Source organism: Streptomyces sp. SudanB52_2052 (genome assembly GCF_964272415.1).
Lineage (GTDB): Bacteria > Actinomycetota > Actinomycetes > Streptomycetales > Streptomycetaceae > Streptomyces > Streptomyces olindensis.
In genome coordinates, this window is the sequence record NZ_OZ186796.1 from 3,249,028 (window position 1) to 3,262,783 (window position 13,756).

The 13,756-nt window shown below is 72.8% G+C and carries 12 protein-coding genes; all 12 read right to left on the reverse strand.

Annotation, left to right across the window (positions count from 1 at the left end; all coding sequences use genetic code 11):
- Positions 1-208: 208 nt before the first annotated feature.
- Entirely contained in the window at positions 209-2,494 is a 2,286-nt protein-coding gene (locus tag ACSUPV_RS14150; protein ID WP_031119619.1) for an ATP-binding cassette domain-containing protein, read from the reverse strand.
- A gap of 53 nt (positions 2,495-2,547) precedes the next feature.
- Positions 2,548-3,030 (reverse strand): glutathione peroxidase, encoded by a 483-nt coding sequence (locus tag ACSUPV_RS14155; protein WP_037757871.1) that lies wholly within the window; start codon positions 3,028-3,030, stop codon positions 2,548-2,550.
- 158 nt (positions 3,031-3,188) lie between these two features.
- The gene (locus tag ACSUPV_RS14160) at positions 3,189-4,019 is read right to left on the reverse strand and encodes an ABC transporter permease (RefSeq protein WP_037757733.1); all 831 of its coding nucleotides are present in this window, start codon (positions 4,017-4,019) and stop codon (positions 3,189-3,191) included.
- Positions 4,016-5,005 (reverse strand): daunorubicin resistance protein DrrA family ABC transporter ATP-binding protein, encoded by a 990-nt coding sequence (locus ACSUPV_RS14165; protein ID WP_031119622.1) that lies wholly within the window; start codon positions 5,003-5,005, stop codon positions 4,016-4,018. The genes ACSUPV_RS14160 and ACSUPV_RS14165 overlap by 4 nt, the downstream gene beginning before the upstream one ends.
- 75 nt (positions 5,006-5,080) lie before the next feature.
- Positions 5,081-6,064, reverse strand: a complete 984-nt coding sequence (gene rfbB, locus ACSUPV_RS14170; protein ID WP_359792695.1) for a dTDP-glucose 4,6-dehydratase — start codon at positions 6,062-6,064, stop codon at positions 5,081-5,083.
- A gap of 22 nt (positions 6,065-6,086) precedes the next feature.
- Positions 6,087-7,367, reverse strand: coding sequence for an activator-dependent family glycosyltransferase (locus ACSUPV_RS14175; protein ID WP_359792692.1), 1,281 nt, complete (start codon positions 7,365-7,367; stop codon positions 6,087-6,089).
- Positions 7,368-7,401: 34 nt separating this feature from the next.
- Positions 7,402-8,652, reverse strand: coding sequence for a cytochrome P450 family protein (locus tag ACSUPV_RS14180; protein WP_436947598.1), 1,251 nt, complete (start codon positions 8,650-8,652; stop codon positions 7,402-7,404).
- 143 nt (positions 8,653-8,795) lie between these two features.
- A complete protein-coding gene (locus tag ACSUPV_RS14185) occupies positions 8,796-9,845 on the reverse strand; it encodes an acyltransferase domain-containing protein (protein WP_382612595.1) in 1,050 nt (349 codons plus the stop codon).
- Positions 9,842-10,876, reverse strand: a complete 1,035-nt coding sequence (locus ACSUPV_RS14190; RefSeq protein ID WP_436947599.1) for a ketoacyl-ACP synthase III family protein — start codon at positions 10,874-10,876, stop codon at positions 9,842-9,844. Before ACSUPV_RS14190 ends, ACSUPV_RS14185 begins: the two co-directional genes overlap by 4 nt.
- A complete protein-coding gene (locus ACSUPV_RS14195; RefSeq protein WP_436947601.1) occupies positions 10,873-12,117 on the reverse strand; it encodes a ketosynthase chain-length factor in 1,245 nt (414 codons plus the stop codon). The genes ACSUPV_RS14190 and ACSUPV_RS14195 overlap by 4 nt, the downstream gene beginning before the upstream one ends.
- Entirely contained in the window at positions 12,114-13,382 is a 1,269-nt protein-coding gene (locus ACSUPV_RS14200) for a beta-ketoacyl-[acyl-carrier-protein] synthase family protein (protein WP_436947602.1), read from the reverse strand. The genes ACSUPV_RS14195 and ACSUPV_RS14200 overlap by 4 nt, the downstream gene beginning before the upstream one ends.
- The gene (locus ACSUPV_RS14205; RefSeq protein ID WP_031119631.1) at positions 13,379-13,714 is read right to left on the reverse strand and encodes an antibiotic biosynthesis monooxygenase family protein; all 336 of its coding nucleotides are present in this window, start codon (positions 13,712-13,714) and stop codon (positions 13,379-13,381) included. The genes ACSUPV_RS14200 and ACSUPV_RS14205 overlap by 4 nt, the downstream gene beginning before the upstream one ends.
- Positions 13,715-13,756: the final 42 nt, after the last annotated feature.

Consider the following 13,756-nt stretch of genomic DNA (forward strand, 5'->3'; position numbering starts at 1 on the left):
TCGTGATGCCGTGTCGTGTCGTGGTGCCGTGTCGTGCCGCGCCTTCTTGCTGGTGCGTCAACCACCCTTGCCCTTCGGGCAGTTGTCTGTCCAAGGCATTTGGTGACAGCCGGCGGCCATGACAGGCGGAGGGCGTTGGCGGGACGCGCGTGCGGCGGACGGCGGCCGCCCCGTCCGGGCCGGTCCGCCGTCCGCCGCCTGGGGCGTCCTACTGGGCCAGGTAGAGGCTCAGGTGCTGCCCGGTGTGTGAGTGCGCCGCCCGGGCCAGGTCGGCCGGGGTGCCCGTGAAGACGATCTCGCCGCCGGTGTTGCCGCCCTCCGGACCGAGGTCGATGACCCAGTCGGCCTGGGAGATCACGGCCAGGTCGTGCTCGATGACGATGACGGTGTTGCCCCGGTCGACGATCCGGTTGAGCAGGCCGACGAGGTTGTCGATGTCGGACAGGTGGAGGCCGGTGGTCGGCTCGTCGAGGATGTAGACGGTGCCCGAGCCGGAGAGCCGGTCGGCGAGCTTGAGCCGCTGGCGCTCACCGCCGGACAGGGTGGCCAGGGACTGGCCGAGGCCGAGGTAGCCGATGCCGGTCTCGATCAGGGCGTTGGCCTTGGCCCGCAGCGGTCCCGAGAGGAAGAACTCCCCCGCCTCCTCGGCGGACATCTCCAGCACGTCCGCGATGTTCTTGCCGCGCACCCGGTGCTGGAGCACCGACTCCTTGAAGCGGCGGCCCTCGCAGACCTCGCAGTGCGTGGTGACCGGGTCCATGTAGGCGACCTCGGTGATGAGCAGGCCGCGCCCCTCGCACTCCTCGCAGGCGCCCTTGGAGTTGAAGCTGAAGAGGCTGGCGTCCTCGCCGCTGGCCTTGGCGAACAGCTTGCGGATCGGGTCCATCAGCTTGAGGTAGCTCGCCGGGGTGGACCGCGAGGAGCGCGGGATGGGCGACTGGTCGACGAACACGGCCCCGGGGTACTGGGCGCGGAAGGCGTGGGCGATCAGGGAGCTCTTGCCCGCGCCGGCCACTCCGGTGACGGCGGTCAGGACGCCGGTGGGGATCTCGGTGGAGACGTTCTTCAGGTTGTTCGCCGTCGCGTTCACGATCGGCAGGGTGCGGCCCCACGGGCGGGGGTTCTCCTTGATCCCGCCGGTGCGCCGCAGCCCCTGCCCGGTCAGTGTGTCCGCGGCGCGCAGTTCCTCGTGGGAGCCCTCGAAGACGATGGTGCCGCCGTGGACGCCCGCCCGGGGGCCGATCTCGACGACGTGGTCGGCGACCGCCATGACGTCCGGGTCGTGCTCCACGACGAGGACCGTGTTGCCCTTGTCGCGCAGGGCACGCAGCAGGTCGTTGAGCCGGCTGACGTCACGGGGGTGCAGGCCCACGCTGGGTTCGTCGAAGATGTAGGTCAGCCCGGTCAGTTCGCTGCCGAGGTGGTTGACGAGCTTGAGCCGCTGGCCCTCGCCGCCGGAGAGCGTGGAGGTGGAGCGGTCCAGGGTGAGGTAGCCGAGGCCGATGGCCTGGATCTGCTCCAGGGTCTCGATGATGGTGGTGACGAGCGGCGTGTCGAGCCGCTCCCGCAGCGTGGCGACGACGCCGATGAGGTCGCTGACCTGCATCTGGGACCAGTCGGCGATGTTGTGGCCGTCGATGCGGGTGGCGAGTGCCTTCTGGTTGAGCCGGGCGCCCTCGCAGGTGGGGCAGACGCCCTCGGTGAAGAACTCGGCCGCCTTGTCGCGCGCGGCCTTGCTCATGCCGCCCGTGTCCCGCTTCAGGTGGCGGCGGACGAAGCTGTCCACCAGGCCCTCGTAGCGCAGGGACAACACGTTGCCGTTGGGGTAGGTCACCTCGACCGTGCCGCTGCTGCCGTGCAGCAGGGTGTGCATCTCCTCGTCCGTGTAGTCCGCGAGCTTCTTCTCGGCGTCCAGGCGCTCGTAGTTGGCGTAGAACTGCCAGTTCGCGCTGCCGACGGTGTAGCCGGGGAGGAGGATGGCGCCCTCGGCGATCGACTTCCCGCGGTCGATCATCAGCTCGGGGCTGACGCGCCGGGCGCGGCCGAGGCCCTCGCACTCGGGGCACATGCCCTTGGGGTCGTTGAAGGAGTAGAGCCAGGTCTGGCCGAGGCCGTCGTTGCCGTGGTTGGCGAAGAGCACGCGCATCACGGTGTAGACGTCGGTGACCGTGCCGACGGTGGAGCGGGCGTTGCCGCCGAGGGGCCGCTGGTCGACGACCACGGGGGTGGTGAGCCTGGTGACCGCGTCGACGTGCGGCCGTTCGAACTTGGGCAGGTCGTGCCGGATGTTCCAGGGGAAGGTGGCGTTGAGCTGCCGCTGGGCCTCCACGGCGACGGTGTCGAAGACCAGGGAGGACTTTCCGGAACCGGAGACGCCGACGAAGACGGTGATGCGGTTCTTGGGGATGACGAGGGAGACGTCCCTCAGGTTGTTCTCTCGGGCACCGACGACCTGAATGCCCTCGTCGGTTGCGGTGACCGGCGTCTGGTTCACGAATCATCCTCTCTGCGTCGGGTGAGTCGTCGAGGCGGTGTGACGCGTCGAGCTCACTGCACCTGCGCGCGGACGGCGCGCAGGAGTTCGGGGTCCTGCGGTTCGACGGTGGGGCCGAAGCGCCCCACGCAGTGGCCGGCGGACGAGACGAGGAACTTCTCGAAGTTCCAGCGCACGTCGCCGGTGTGGCCCTCCGCGTCGGCGAAGGGCGTCAGGGCGGCGTAGAGGGGGTGGCGGCCCGCTCCGTTGACGTCGGTCTTCTCGGTGAGGGGGAACGTGATCTGCTGGACGGCGCAGAAGTCGGCGATCTCCTCGGGGGTGCCCGGTTCCTGCTCGCCGAACTGGTTGCAGGGCACCCCGATGACGCTGAGCCCGTCCTCGTGGTGGCGGCGGGCGAGTGTCTCCAACCCGGCGTACTGGCCGGCCAGGGCGCAGCGGGAGGCGACGTTGACGATGAGCAGGGTCCGGCCGCGGTGGCGGGACAGCAGGTCGGGCTTGCCGTTCAGGTCCGCGATGGCGATGTCGAAGACGGTCATGCCGTGCACGCTAGGTTCGTCCGCTCCGGACGCGGTCGACGTCGCATCGTGGGGTCCTCGCGCTCCGCTCGACGGATCGCCCGCCGGGAGGCGGGCAGGCTGAGGGGGTGTGAGCCGACCCGGGGGATTAGCCGGCTCACACCCCGGTACAGGGGCCCTTACCTGCTCAGGGCCCGGTACTTGCGGACGGCCAGCGGGAAGAACACCGCGAAGATCGCGAGCGGCCAGACGAAGGACATGAGCATCGCGTGCTCGGCGATCCAGGAGGTGCCGCCCACTCCGGGGTTGCCGAACAGCTCACGGGTGGCGTGGGCGGTGGACGACAGCGGGTTCCACTCGGCGATGGCCGCCAGCCAGCCCGGCATCATCTCCGGGGAGGCGAAGGTGTTGGCGACGATGCCGAGCGGGAACAGCAGGGTGTAGACGGCGGAGGCGGCCTCCGGGGTCTTGATGATCAGGCCGAGGTAGATGCCGACCCAGAGCAGGGCGAAGCGCAGCAGGAGCAGGAGCGCGAAGGCGCCGAGCGCCTGCATGAACCCGTCGTTCCAGCTCCATCCGGCGATGACCCCGCAGCCCATGAGGATCATCAGGACCACGGTGCTGTAGAGCATGTTGACGATGCTCTGCCCGATGACCACGGAGGCGGCGGACATGGGCATGGAGCGGAACCGGTCGGTGACGCCCTTGGAGGCGTCGGCGGTGACGCCGGCCATGGTCTCGCCGATGCCGAAGGCCATCGACATGACGAACATGCCGGGCATCAGGAAGTCCATGTAGTCCCCGCCGCCCTCGACCTGCATGCCGCTGCCGAAGATGCCGCCGAACAGCAGCACCATCAGGATCGGGAAGGCGAGGCCGGCCAGGATCTGGGTGGGGTTGCGGGCCCAGTGGGACAGTCCGCGGAGCGTGAGCGTCCAGGAGTCCGCGAGGACCCAGCCCAGTTTGGCCAGCGGGTTCCTGGGCAGTTCGGGCGCGATGATCGCGGTCATGACTGGGCGACCTCCTTGAGGCTCTGCTCGGCGGACGTGGCCGCCCCGTTGCCGGTCAGGTTCAGGAACACCTCGTCGAGAGTGGGCCTGCGCAGGGCGATGTCCTCGGCCTCGATGCCGGCGTCGTCGAGTTCGCGGGCGACGGCGGTGAGGGCGGCGACCCGGTTGTCGACGACGACGCTGATGCGCCGGTTGTCGGCGTCCGTCTCGGGCTCGGAACGCAGCAGGGTGCCGATCGTGTGGGTGGCGCGTTCGAGGTCGTGGGCGCGGCGGAGGACGACGTCGATCCGGTCCCCGCCGATCTTGTTCTTGAGCTGGTCCGGGGTGCCGGACTCGACGACCCTGCCGTTGTCGATCAGGGCGATGCGGTCGGCGAGCTGGTCGGCCTCCTCCAGGTACTGGGTGGTCAGCAGGACCGTGCGGCCCTCGGCGATCAGGCCTCGGACGGACTCCCAGACGTCGTTGCGGCCCCGCGGGTCGAGCCCGGTGGTGGGCTCGTCGAGGAACAGCACGGACGGGGCCAGGATGAGGCTGGCGGCGAGGTCGAGCCGCCGGCGCATACCGCCGGAGTACTGCTTGGCCGGCTTGCCGGCGGCCTCGGTGAGGCCGAAGCGCTCCAGCAGTTCGTCGGCCCGGGCCTGGGCGTTGCGTTTACCGATGTGGTATAAGCGCCCGAACATCACGAGGTTCTGACGGCCGCTCAGGTCCTCGTCCACCGCGGCGTGCTGGCCGAGGAGTCCGATGCTGTAGCGGACCTGGGCCGACTGGGTGGCGACGTCGTAGCCGGCGACCCGGGCTGTTCCCTCGTCGTACTTCAGCAGGGTGGAGAGGATGCGGACCGCGGTGGTCTTTCCGGCACCGTTCGGGCCGAGGAGCCCGTAGACGACACCTCGGGGTACCTCCAGGTCGAGTCCCGCGAGGGCCTCCTTGTCGCCGTATTTCTTCTTCAGAGCTTCGGTCTGGATCGCCAGGTCGGCGCCGCCCATGCCCGCCCCTTCTTTCGGGTGCTCAAATTTGTGTACCCGGCGAGCATAGAGGAGGGCGGCCCGGATATTCAAGTTTTAGTACCCCTCGTCGGCGCCTTCCTCCCGGGCGTCCCAGTGGTCACGGTGGGCGGCGTACCACTCGACCGTCTCGCGCAGCCCGTCCTCGAGCGACCAGCGGGGCGCGTAGCCCAGTTCGCGGCGGATCTTGGAGTCGTCCACGGCGTACCGGAAGTCGTGCCCCTTGCGGTCCTCCACCCGCCGCACGAGGTCCCAGTCGCGTCCGCAGAGTGCGAGGAGGCGGCCGGTCATCTCCTTGTTGGTCAGGTGGGTGCCGCCGCCGACGTTGTAGACCTCCCCCGGCCGGCCCCGGTCCAGCACCAGCCGCACCGCGTGGCAGTGGTCGTCCACGTGCAGCCACTCGCGCAGGTTCGAGCCGTCCCCGTACAGCGGGACCGGCTGCCCGTCGAGGAGCCGGGTGACGAACAGCGGGACCAGCTTCTCGGGGTGCTGGCCGGGGCCGTAGTTGTTGGCGCAGCGGGTGATGCGCACGTCGAGGCCGTGGGTGCGCCAGTACGACCGGGCGATGAGGTCGGCCGACGCCTTGGACGCCGCGTAGGGCGAGTTGGGCAGCAGCGGCTCGTCCTCCGTCCAGCGCCCCTCGGCGATGGAACCGTACGTCTCGTCCGTGGAGACCTGGACGAAGACGCCGATCGCGTGCCGCAGCGCCGCTTCGAGCAGGGCCTGCGTGCCGAGCACGTTGGTGCGGACGAAGGCCTCGGCGCCCGCCACCGAGCGGTCGACGTGCGACTCCGCGGCGAAGTGGACGACCGCCTCGTGGCCCGGGAACACCTTGTCCAGCAGGGTGGTGTCGCAGATGTCGCCGTGCACGAAGGTCAGCCGCGGGTGGTGCGCCGGCAGGTTGTTCAGCGTCCCCGCGTAGGTGAGCTTGTCCAGGACGGTCACCCGGTCGTCCTCGTGCCCGGGGTACCCGCCGCTCAGCAGCGTTCTGACGAAGTGCGAGCCGATGAAGCCGGCCGCACCGGTCACCAGGATGTTCACGGTTCTCCCGTCCTCGTCTCAGTCAGCGGGCCGCGGCCACCGGGCGGTGACGTGCCGTCAGTTTCTCGAGTGTGGGCACCACTTCGTTGGGGCTCGGCGCCGACAGCATGGCCAGGCGCAGCCGTCGGGCGCCTTCCGTGAACGAGGGGTCGTCGAGCACCCGCACGAGCTTGTCGCGCAGGACCTCGACGGTCAGGCCCTCGGAGTGCAGGTGCAGCCCCGCCCCCAGCTCCTCCACCCGCTGCGCCCGGTAGATCGCGTCCCACATCCAGCCGAGCGCCACCTGCGGCACCCCGTACGCGGCGGCGGTCGCCCACGTCCCGGCACCGCCGTGGTGGACGATCGCCGAGCAACTGGGCAGCAGGGCCAGCAGGGCCACGTGGTCGACCACCCGCGTGTTGTCCGGCACCCGCGACACCTGGGCGAGTTCCTTCTCGCTCAGCGTCGCCACCACCTCGACGTCCAGGTCGGCCAGCGAGGCGAAGACGTCGTCGACGTCGACGGCGTTGGGGAACTCCGTGTCCCGGATGGTGAGCCCGAGGGTGAGGCAGACCCGGCGGCGCTCCGGCGGCCGGCGCAGCCAGTCCGGCACGACGGCCGGACCCGGACCGTTGTACGGCACGTAACGCGTGGGCACCGTCGGCAGCCCCAGCTCCATCCGCACGCCGGGGGGCATCTGGTCGACCGACCACTGCCCCGTGACCACGTCGGGGTCGAAGGCGGCGCCGTGCCGGTCGAGGGTGTACGCCAGCCACTCCTCCAGCGGGTCGTCGCGCAGTTCCGCGGGCAGTTCCGCCTGCCGCCGGCGCAGCGTCAGGTGGGTGTTCGCGAACAGGTCGGGGAAGGCCAGGAGCCGGGCGTGGGCGGCCCCGGTCGCCTTGGCGGCGACGGCGCCGGCGAAGGTGAAGGGCTCCCAGAGCACCAGGTCCGGCTGCCAGAACCGGGCGTAGTCGACGAGCGCGTCGATCATCGAGTCGTTGTTGATCTGCGCGTAGAAGGTCGCCGTCAGCATCGCGTTCGACGCCCGCAGGAAGTCGAGGCTCAGCCGCTCCGGGCGGTTCTCCAGGTAGTCGCGGTCCAGGTGGTGCATGAGCATCCCGGGACCGACGGTGGGGATGACGGCGTCCATCCGGTGGTCGTCGCCCACCGGCACGGCCGTCAGACCGGCCCGGGTGATGCTCTCGACCGCGGCCGGCTGGCCGGCCACCCGGACCTCGTGCCCGGCGGTCCGCAGCGCCCAGGCGAGCGGAACGATGCCGTTGAGATGGGCGTCCTGTGCGAAGGCTGTCAGCAGTACACGCACCGAGGTGCTCCTCCCCTGGTGATGGTCGGTCCGGTCATGCGACCGGGAAGCGCAGGACGCCGCGCAGCACCGCCGAGCGCATGCGGTGCAGCACCTCGGCGCCCGTGCGCAGGCCGGGCCGCAGCTCGGCGAGGACGCGCACCGCGGCTTCCGTCTGGAGGCGGACCAGCGCCTCGGTGACCGGGGCGGCGGGACCGCCGAGCAGGGTGAGCGACCGGTCGCCGTCGGCGCGGCCGGGGACGAAGGCGTCCGGGTCGGCGAAGGCCTCCGGGTCGCGGTTGGCCGCGTCGACGAGCACCACGACGCGCCGGCCCTCCTCGACGGTCTTGCCGTCGAACTCGGCCTGCTCGCGCGCGATACGGCTCTCGAACCGCAGCGGCGGGGCCAGCCGCAGGGCCTCGCGGACCGCGGCGCCGGCCCGTTCGGGCTCCCGCCCGATCCGCTCCCACTCCTCGCGGTGGTCCAGGAGGACCCGCACCGCGTTGCACACGGCGGTCGCGGTGACCTCGACGCCCACCACGACGGCGAGCGTCCCGACGGCGACCGCGTCCTCGGGCGACACGCCGTCGAGCGCGGCGAGGCCGGTGGCGCGGCCGCTGCCGACCAGGCGGGTCAGCTCGGTGGAGAGGTCCGTCACGGCCGTGAACAGCGCCCGGGCGGCCGCCAGTTGCTGCGGGCAGTGGCCGGCGTCCAGGGCGGTGGCGAGACCCGCGTGCAGTTCGGGCAGGCGCTGCCGCGTCTCCTCGGGCAGGCCGAGCACGTCGGCCACCACGCGCAGCGCGGCCGGGACGGCGACGTCCCGGTACAGGTCGAACCGTTCGCCGGTCGCGGCGAGCGCCTGGCGGTAGGCCGCCTCGATCTCCGGCAGCCGCGCGGCGAGCGCCTCGGCCGACAGCAGCGGGGCCGCGGCCCGGGCCAGCGCGCGGTAGTCGGCCGGATCGCGGTTGAGCTGGGCGTCGTCGAGGGGGACGACGTGGCACAGCAGGGGGTTGTCCCAGACGTCGACACCCGGGTGGGCCTGCGGCCCCTCCTCGGCGTGGCGCGGGGAGAACCGCTCGTCGCCGAGGATCCGGGCGCCGAGCTCGCGGTGCGCGGTGACCCACGCGCCGATGCTGCTCTCGTGCAGGCCCTGTTCGCGGGCGCGCGCCCCGTGGTCGAGGGGGTCGTCGTCCCCGGCGCGCAGGATCATGGCGAAGGGGTCGCCCTGGGCGCCGAAGATGAACTGGACGCCTCGGATGGTCAGCAGATGCCGGCCCAACTCGCTGTTGGTCTGATCGGTCAGCATGACACCGTCCTTGGGAGAAGAGTCCTGACAAGGTGAGGGAGGCCCGCGGATCCGGCGGAGGGCCGTGGATCCGGCGGACGAGGAAGGGGCGAAGCGCCACGGGCGACGCTAGGCCGCGTGCCTACAAAGGCACTCGACACGCGCTACACGGGCCGCGCGTCCGGTACGCCGGCGCGTTCCCGTAGCGCCGCGGCGGCGGCGCGTACGGCGGTCACGTCGTCCTCGGCGGTTCCCGGCCGGGCCGGCAGCAGCGGGACGACGGCGGAGCGGCCGGAACGCACGGCCGGGTGGCGGCGGGCCAGCTGCGACAGCCCCTGCCCCGGACCGGCCTCCACGAGCACCGGGTCGCCCTGGGCGAGGAGGGCCTCGAGGGCGGGCCAGAACAGCACCGGCGCCACCGGCTGCCTGCTCCAGAAGGCCGGGTCCTTCGCCTCCGCGGGCGTCAGGAACCGGCCCGTGTACCCGGACATGACCGGGATCCGGGGCTCGCCGACGGGCAGGGCGGCGATCCGCTCGTCGGCACCGCGCATCGCCGGGGCGAGGGCGGGGCTGTGGAACGCCGTGGAGGCGGGTACGCGCTGGAGCACGAACCCGGCGTCGGCCAGTGCCGCCGTGACGGTGCGCAGCGGGCCGTCGAGTCCGGCCAGGACCGTCTGCCGCGGGGCGTTGACGGCGCCGACGACCACGCCGTCGGTGAGGAAGGGCGCCACCTCCTCCCGGGTGGCGGCGACGGCGACCATCCCGCCGGGCGGCGCGTCCGCCAGCCGGGCGACGCGGTCGTGCACCATGGCGGCGGCGTCCGGCAGCGTGAAGACGCCGGAGAGGACCGCGGCCGCCACCTCGCCGATGCTGTGGCCGAGCAGGGCGACGGGCCGCACGCCCCAGCCGAGCACGAGCCGCCCGATGGCGTAGTCCACCGCGAAGAGCAGGGGCTGGGAGCGCGTGACGTGGTCCATCAGCGCGGTGTCGCGGGACCCGAGCCAGTCCTCGCGCAGGCCGGTGCCGTGGCCGCCCGGCCCACCGGCGTCCGCCAGGGCGGTCAGGGCCTCGTCCATCGCCTCCGCGAAGACGGGCTCGGCGGCCAGGAGGCCCGCTGCCATGCGCGGGTGCTGTGCTCCCTGGCCGGGCAGCAGCAGGGCGACCGGGCGCGTACCGCCGTCCCGCCCGTCCGCTGCCGTGCGGACGTCGTTCATCGGTCCCTCCAGGAAGGTGCGTCGAGGATCTCGACAACGGCGCAGGACCAGCTGAAGCCGGCGCCGACGCCGAAGAGCAGGCACGTGTCACCCGGGCCGAGCTCCCCGGCGGTGACCAGGTGGTCGAGCCCGGCGAAGGGGTCTCCGGCGCCCAGGTGCCCGATCGTCCGGCTCCAGGACCAGGTGCTGCGCGCGGGGTCGATGCCGAACTTCGCGAAGTACGCGACGTGCAGGCGGCGGTGACCCAGGTGCGGCAGGACGAACCGGTCGATGTCCGCGAGGCCCAGCCCGGCGTCGGCGAGCGCCTGCTTGACGACGGCCTCCTGCGCCGCGGCGACCCGGGCCACGGTCGGCGCCACGCCGTGGCGGGCCAGGAAGTCCCGCTTGTGCGCGTCGAGGTCGACGACGTCGCGGTGACTGAACGGGGCGGGCCCGAACGGGTCGTCGCCGCGGTGCATGCCCTCCAGGTCGGGTGCGGACACGGTCGCGATGCTGCGGACCCGGGCGAACCCGGAGTGCCGCGACACCACGAGGGCGGTGCCGCCGTCGCCGTAGACGGTTCCCGGGTCGCTGCGCCACCGGTCGAACCCCGGCGGGCAGAACCGGTCCCCGGTGGTCAGCAGGGCCGCCACCCGGGCCGGGTCGGCGGCCAGGTAGGCCCAGGCCAGGTCGAGTGCCGCCATGCCGCCGTTGGAGACCTGCCGGATCTCCATCGCCGGGCACTGGTTGCCGACGGCGGCCCGCTGGACGTACGAGGCGGGGGCCCACAGGTCGAAGCCCTGGTAGTAGAAGCTGGCGTGCAGCACCAGGTCGATGTCGCCCGGTTCGGCGGCGGCCCGCTCCAGCGCGGTCCGGGCGGCCCGGGCCGCCATCTCGGGGGCGGGCTCGCCCGCGGAGACCGTCACCGACTCCATCCGGGTGGAGCGGGCGACGGCGGCCTCGCAGCGCCCGTCCGCGACCGCGTCCGCGACCCGTTCGGCCGAGGGCAGCCACGTCCCGGTGGCCCTGATGTACAACGCGCCGTCGTTCACGCCGCCGTCCTCTCCTCGGGCCGGTGCGCGACGGCGTCGCCGGGCGCGGGGGCCCGGACGACCAGGGCGCTGTTGAAGCCGTGGTGGCCGCGGGCCAGGACCAGGGCCGCCGTGCCGGAGACCGGCCGGGGCCGTCCGAGGACGAGGTCGAGGCCGTACGTGTCGGGCACCCGCGAGACGTTGACCGTGGGCGGGGCGATCCCGTCGCGCAGGGTCAGCAGGGCGGTGACCACGTCGAGCGGCCCGGCACCGGAGTAGAGCCGGCCGGTGGCCGTCTTGGGCACCGTGACCGGGACTCCTCCCGGGCCGAAGACCTCGGTGAGCGCCGCGGCCTCGGCCGCGTCGAGTTCGGGCACGCCGGCACCGTCGGCGAAGACGACGGCGATGTCCTCCGGCGCGGCTTGGGCGTCGGCGAGCGCCTGCTCGACGGCCCGGCGCAGGGCCGGGGGGCGCCCGGACCCGGGGCGCGGGTCGAAGGTGGCGCCGAACCCGGCGATCTCGCCGTAGTGACCGCGTCCGCGCGCCCGGGCCCCCTCGGCGCTCTCCAGGGTGAGCAACGCCCCGCCCTCGCCGGGCAGATGACCGGAGGCCCGGTCGTCGAAGGGCAGGTAGGCGTCGGCGGTGAGCCGTCCGCCGGCCAGCTGGGCGGCCATGCCGTACGGGCACAGGGAGCAGTCCATGCCGCCGGAGATCATCAGCCGGGCCCCCGCGCGGATCTGGCGCCGGGCGTGGGCGAGGGCGTCCAGGCCGCCGGCCTGCTCGCCGACGAAGACGCCGGTCGGCCCGTTCATGCCGTGCCGGATGGAGATCTGGCCGGTGTTGACGGCGTAGAACCAGGCGAAGGACATGTAGGCGCTGACCTTCTTGGGGGACTCGCCCCACAGGTGCTGGAGTTCGCGCTGGCCGAAGCCGAAGCCGCCGGAGGCACCGGCCGTGACGACGCCGCGTTCCAGCGACGGCACCGCGTCGAGGTCGATGCCGGCGTCGGCGACGGCCCAGTCGGCCGCGGCCAGGGCGAACTGGGTCATGCGATCGGTCTGCGGGATCAGCCGGCTCGGCAGGTGGTCGCCCGCCTCGAACCCGGTCACCTCCCCGGCCCGGCGGGTCGGATAGCGGCTGGGGTCGAACGCCTGCACGCGCCGGATGCCGTCGTCGCCGCGCAGGGTCGCCGCCCAGTAGGCGTCGAGTCCGATGCCGGTGGGGGCGACGACGCCGATGCCCGTGACCACGACGGGGGTCATGCGGCCCGCCCCTCGGGCCGGCGCAGCACCACCGCGCTCTGGAAGCCGCCGAAGCCGCTGCCCACGGTGAGCGCGGCCGACATGGTCCGCTCCCTGGCGTGCAGGGGGACGTAGTCCAGGTCGAGTTCGGGGTCGGGGTCGGTCAGGTTGGCGGTGGGCGGGATGACGCCGTGTTCGAGGGCCAGGGCGGTGGCGGCGACCTCGATGGAGCCGATGGCGCCGAGCGAGTGCCCGATCATCGACTTGATGGAGCTGACCGGGACGCGGTGGGCGTGGGAGCCGAGGCTGCGCTTGAGGGCCGCCGTCTCGTGCACGTCGTTCTGCTTGGTGGCGGTGCCGTGGGCGTTGACGTACCCGAGTGCCTCGGGGGCGAGCCGGGCCTCGTCGAGGGCGGCGTCGACGGCGGCGGCGAGCTCGCGTCCGTCGGTGCGCAGCCCGGTCATGTGGTACGCGTTGCCCCGGGAGGCGTAGCCGGCGATCTCGGCGTACACGTGGGCGCCCCGGCGCCGGGCCGCCGTCAGCTCCTCCAGGACCAGGACGGCGGCGCCCTCGCCGAGGACGAAGCCGTTGCGGGTGCGGTCGAAGGGGCGCAGCGCGGTCGCCGGGTCGTCGTTGCGGGGCGAGGTGGCGCGGATGGCGTCGAAGCAGGCCACGGTGATCGGGGAGATGGGGGCGTCGGTGGCCCCGGCGATCATCACGTCGGCGGTGCCCTCGCGGATGAGGGCGGCCGCGTGCCCGACCGAGTCGAGGCCGGAGGTGCAGCCGGCGGAGACGACGGTGCAGGGGCCTTCGGCGTCGGCCTCCCAGGCGAGTTCGGCGGCCATGGAGCTGGGCACGAAGTGGTCGTAGAGGTGCGCGCCGGCGGCGGTGTGGTCGACGAGCCACTCCTGTCCGCCGCCGCTCAGGGCGACGTACTCCTCTTCGAGTTTCTGGGTGCAGCCGACCGCGCTGCCGAGGCTGACGCCGGTGCGGTGGGCGGTGTCGGGGTCGGGCTCCAGGCCGCTGTCGGTGACGGCCTCGCGCAGCGCGACCAGGGCGAACTGCGCCGCTCGGTCGAGCCGTTCGACGTCCTCGGGGCTCAGGCCCTGCTCCGCGGCGTCGAAGTCGCACTCGGCCGCGATCCGGGAGCGGAACGGGGCGGGGTCGAACAGGCTGATGGTCCGGGTCGCGGTGCGGCCGCCGGTGACGGTCTCCCAGAACTGCTTGGTGCCGATGCCGCCGGGGGCCACCACCCCGATGCCGGTGATCACGACCCGCCGGGTCATCGCGCCTCCCCGGTGGCGCTGCGCCGCTCCAGGTAGAGGTTGGAGCTGCTGGTGCTGATCGCCCGCAGCGCCTCGGCGTGCGGCCGGAAGTCGCTCTGGCCGACCGCGGCGCGGAAGGAGGCGACGTCGGCCCAGCGGGCGATGTTGACGTAGCTGTGCGGCTGTTCCAGGTGGCGTACGAGGGTGTAGCCGAGGAAGCCGGGCTGGCGCTCCATGAAGCGTGCCGTGCGGGCGAAGACGTCCTCGAACTCCTCCGGGGTGGTGCGGAGGGTGAAGCTGTTGACGAAGGTGGCCGGGCCGCCGGAGGCGGGGCCGGGCTGATCGGCTGACATGGGATCGGTGCTCCTCATCGTCCGGGCGTCCGGCGACGCGTA

What these genes read in the sequence shown, in the direction of transcription:
- ACSUPV_RS14205 (WP_031119631.1), bottom strand. Translation starts at nt 13,714, where the DNA reads ATGTCAGCCGATCAGCCCGGCCCCGCCTCCGGCGGCCCGGCCACCTTC.
- ACSUPV_RS14185 (WP_382612595.1), bottom strand. Translation starts at nt 9,845, where the DNA reads ATGAACGACGTCCGCACGGCAGCGGACGGGCGGGACGGCGGTACGCGC.
- ACSUPV_RS14165 (WP_031119622.1), bottom strand. Translation starts at nt 5,005, where the DNA reads ATGGGCGGCGCCGACCTGGCGATCCAGACCGAAGCTCTGAAGAAGAAA.
- ACSUPV_RS14160 (WP_037757733.1), bottom strand. Translation starts at nt 4,019, where the DNA reads ATGACCGCGATCATCGCGCCCGAACTGCCCAGGAACCCGCTGGCCAAA.
- ACSUPV_RS14180 (WP_436947598.1), bottom strand. Translation starts at nt 8,652, where the DNA reads ATGCTGACCGATCAGACCAACAGCGAGTTGGGCCGGCATCTGCTGACC.
- ACSUPV_RS14195 (WP_436947601.1), bottom strand. Translation starts at nt 12,117, where the DNA reads ATGACCCCCGTCGTGGTCACGGGCATCGGCGTCGTCGCCCCCACCGGC.
- ACSUPV_RS14155 (WP_037757871.1), bottom strand. Translation starts at nt 3,030, where the DNA reads ATGACCGTCTTCGACATCGCCATCGCGGACCTGAACGGCAAGCCCGAC.
- ACSUPV_RS14200 (WP_436947602.1), bottom strand. Translation starts at nt 13,382, where the DNA reads ATGACCCGGCGGGTCGTGATCACCGGCATCGGGGTGGTGGCCCCCGGC.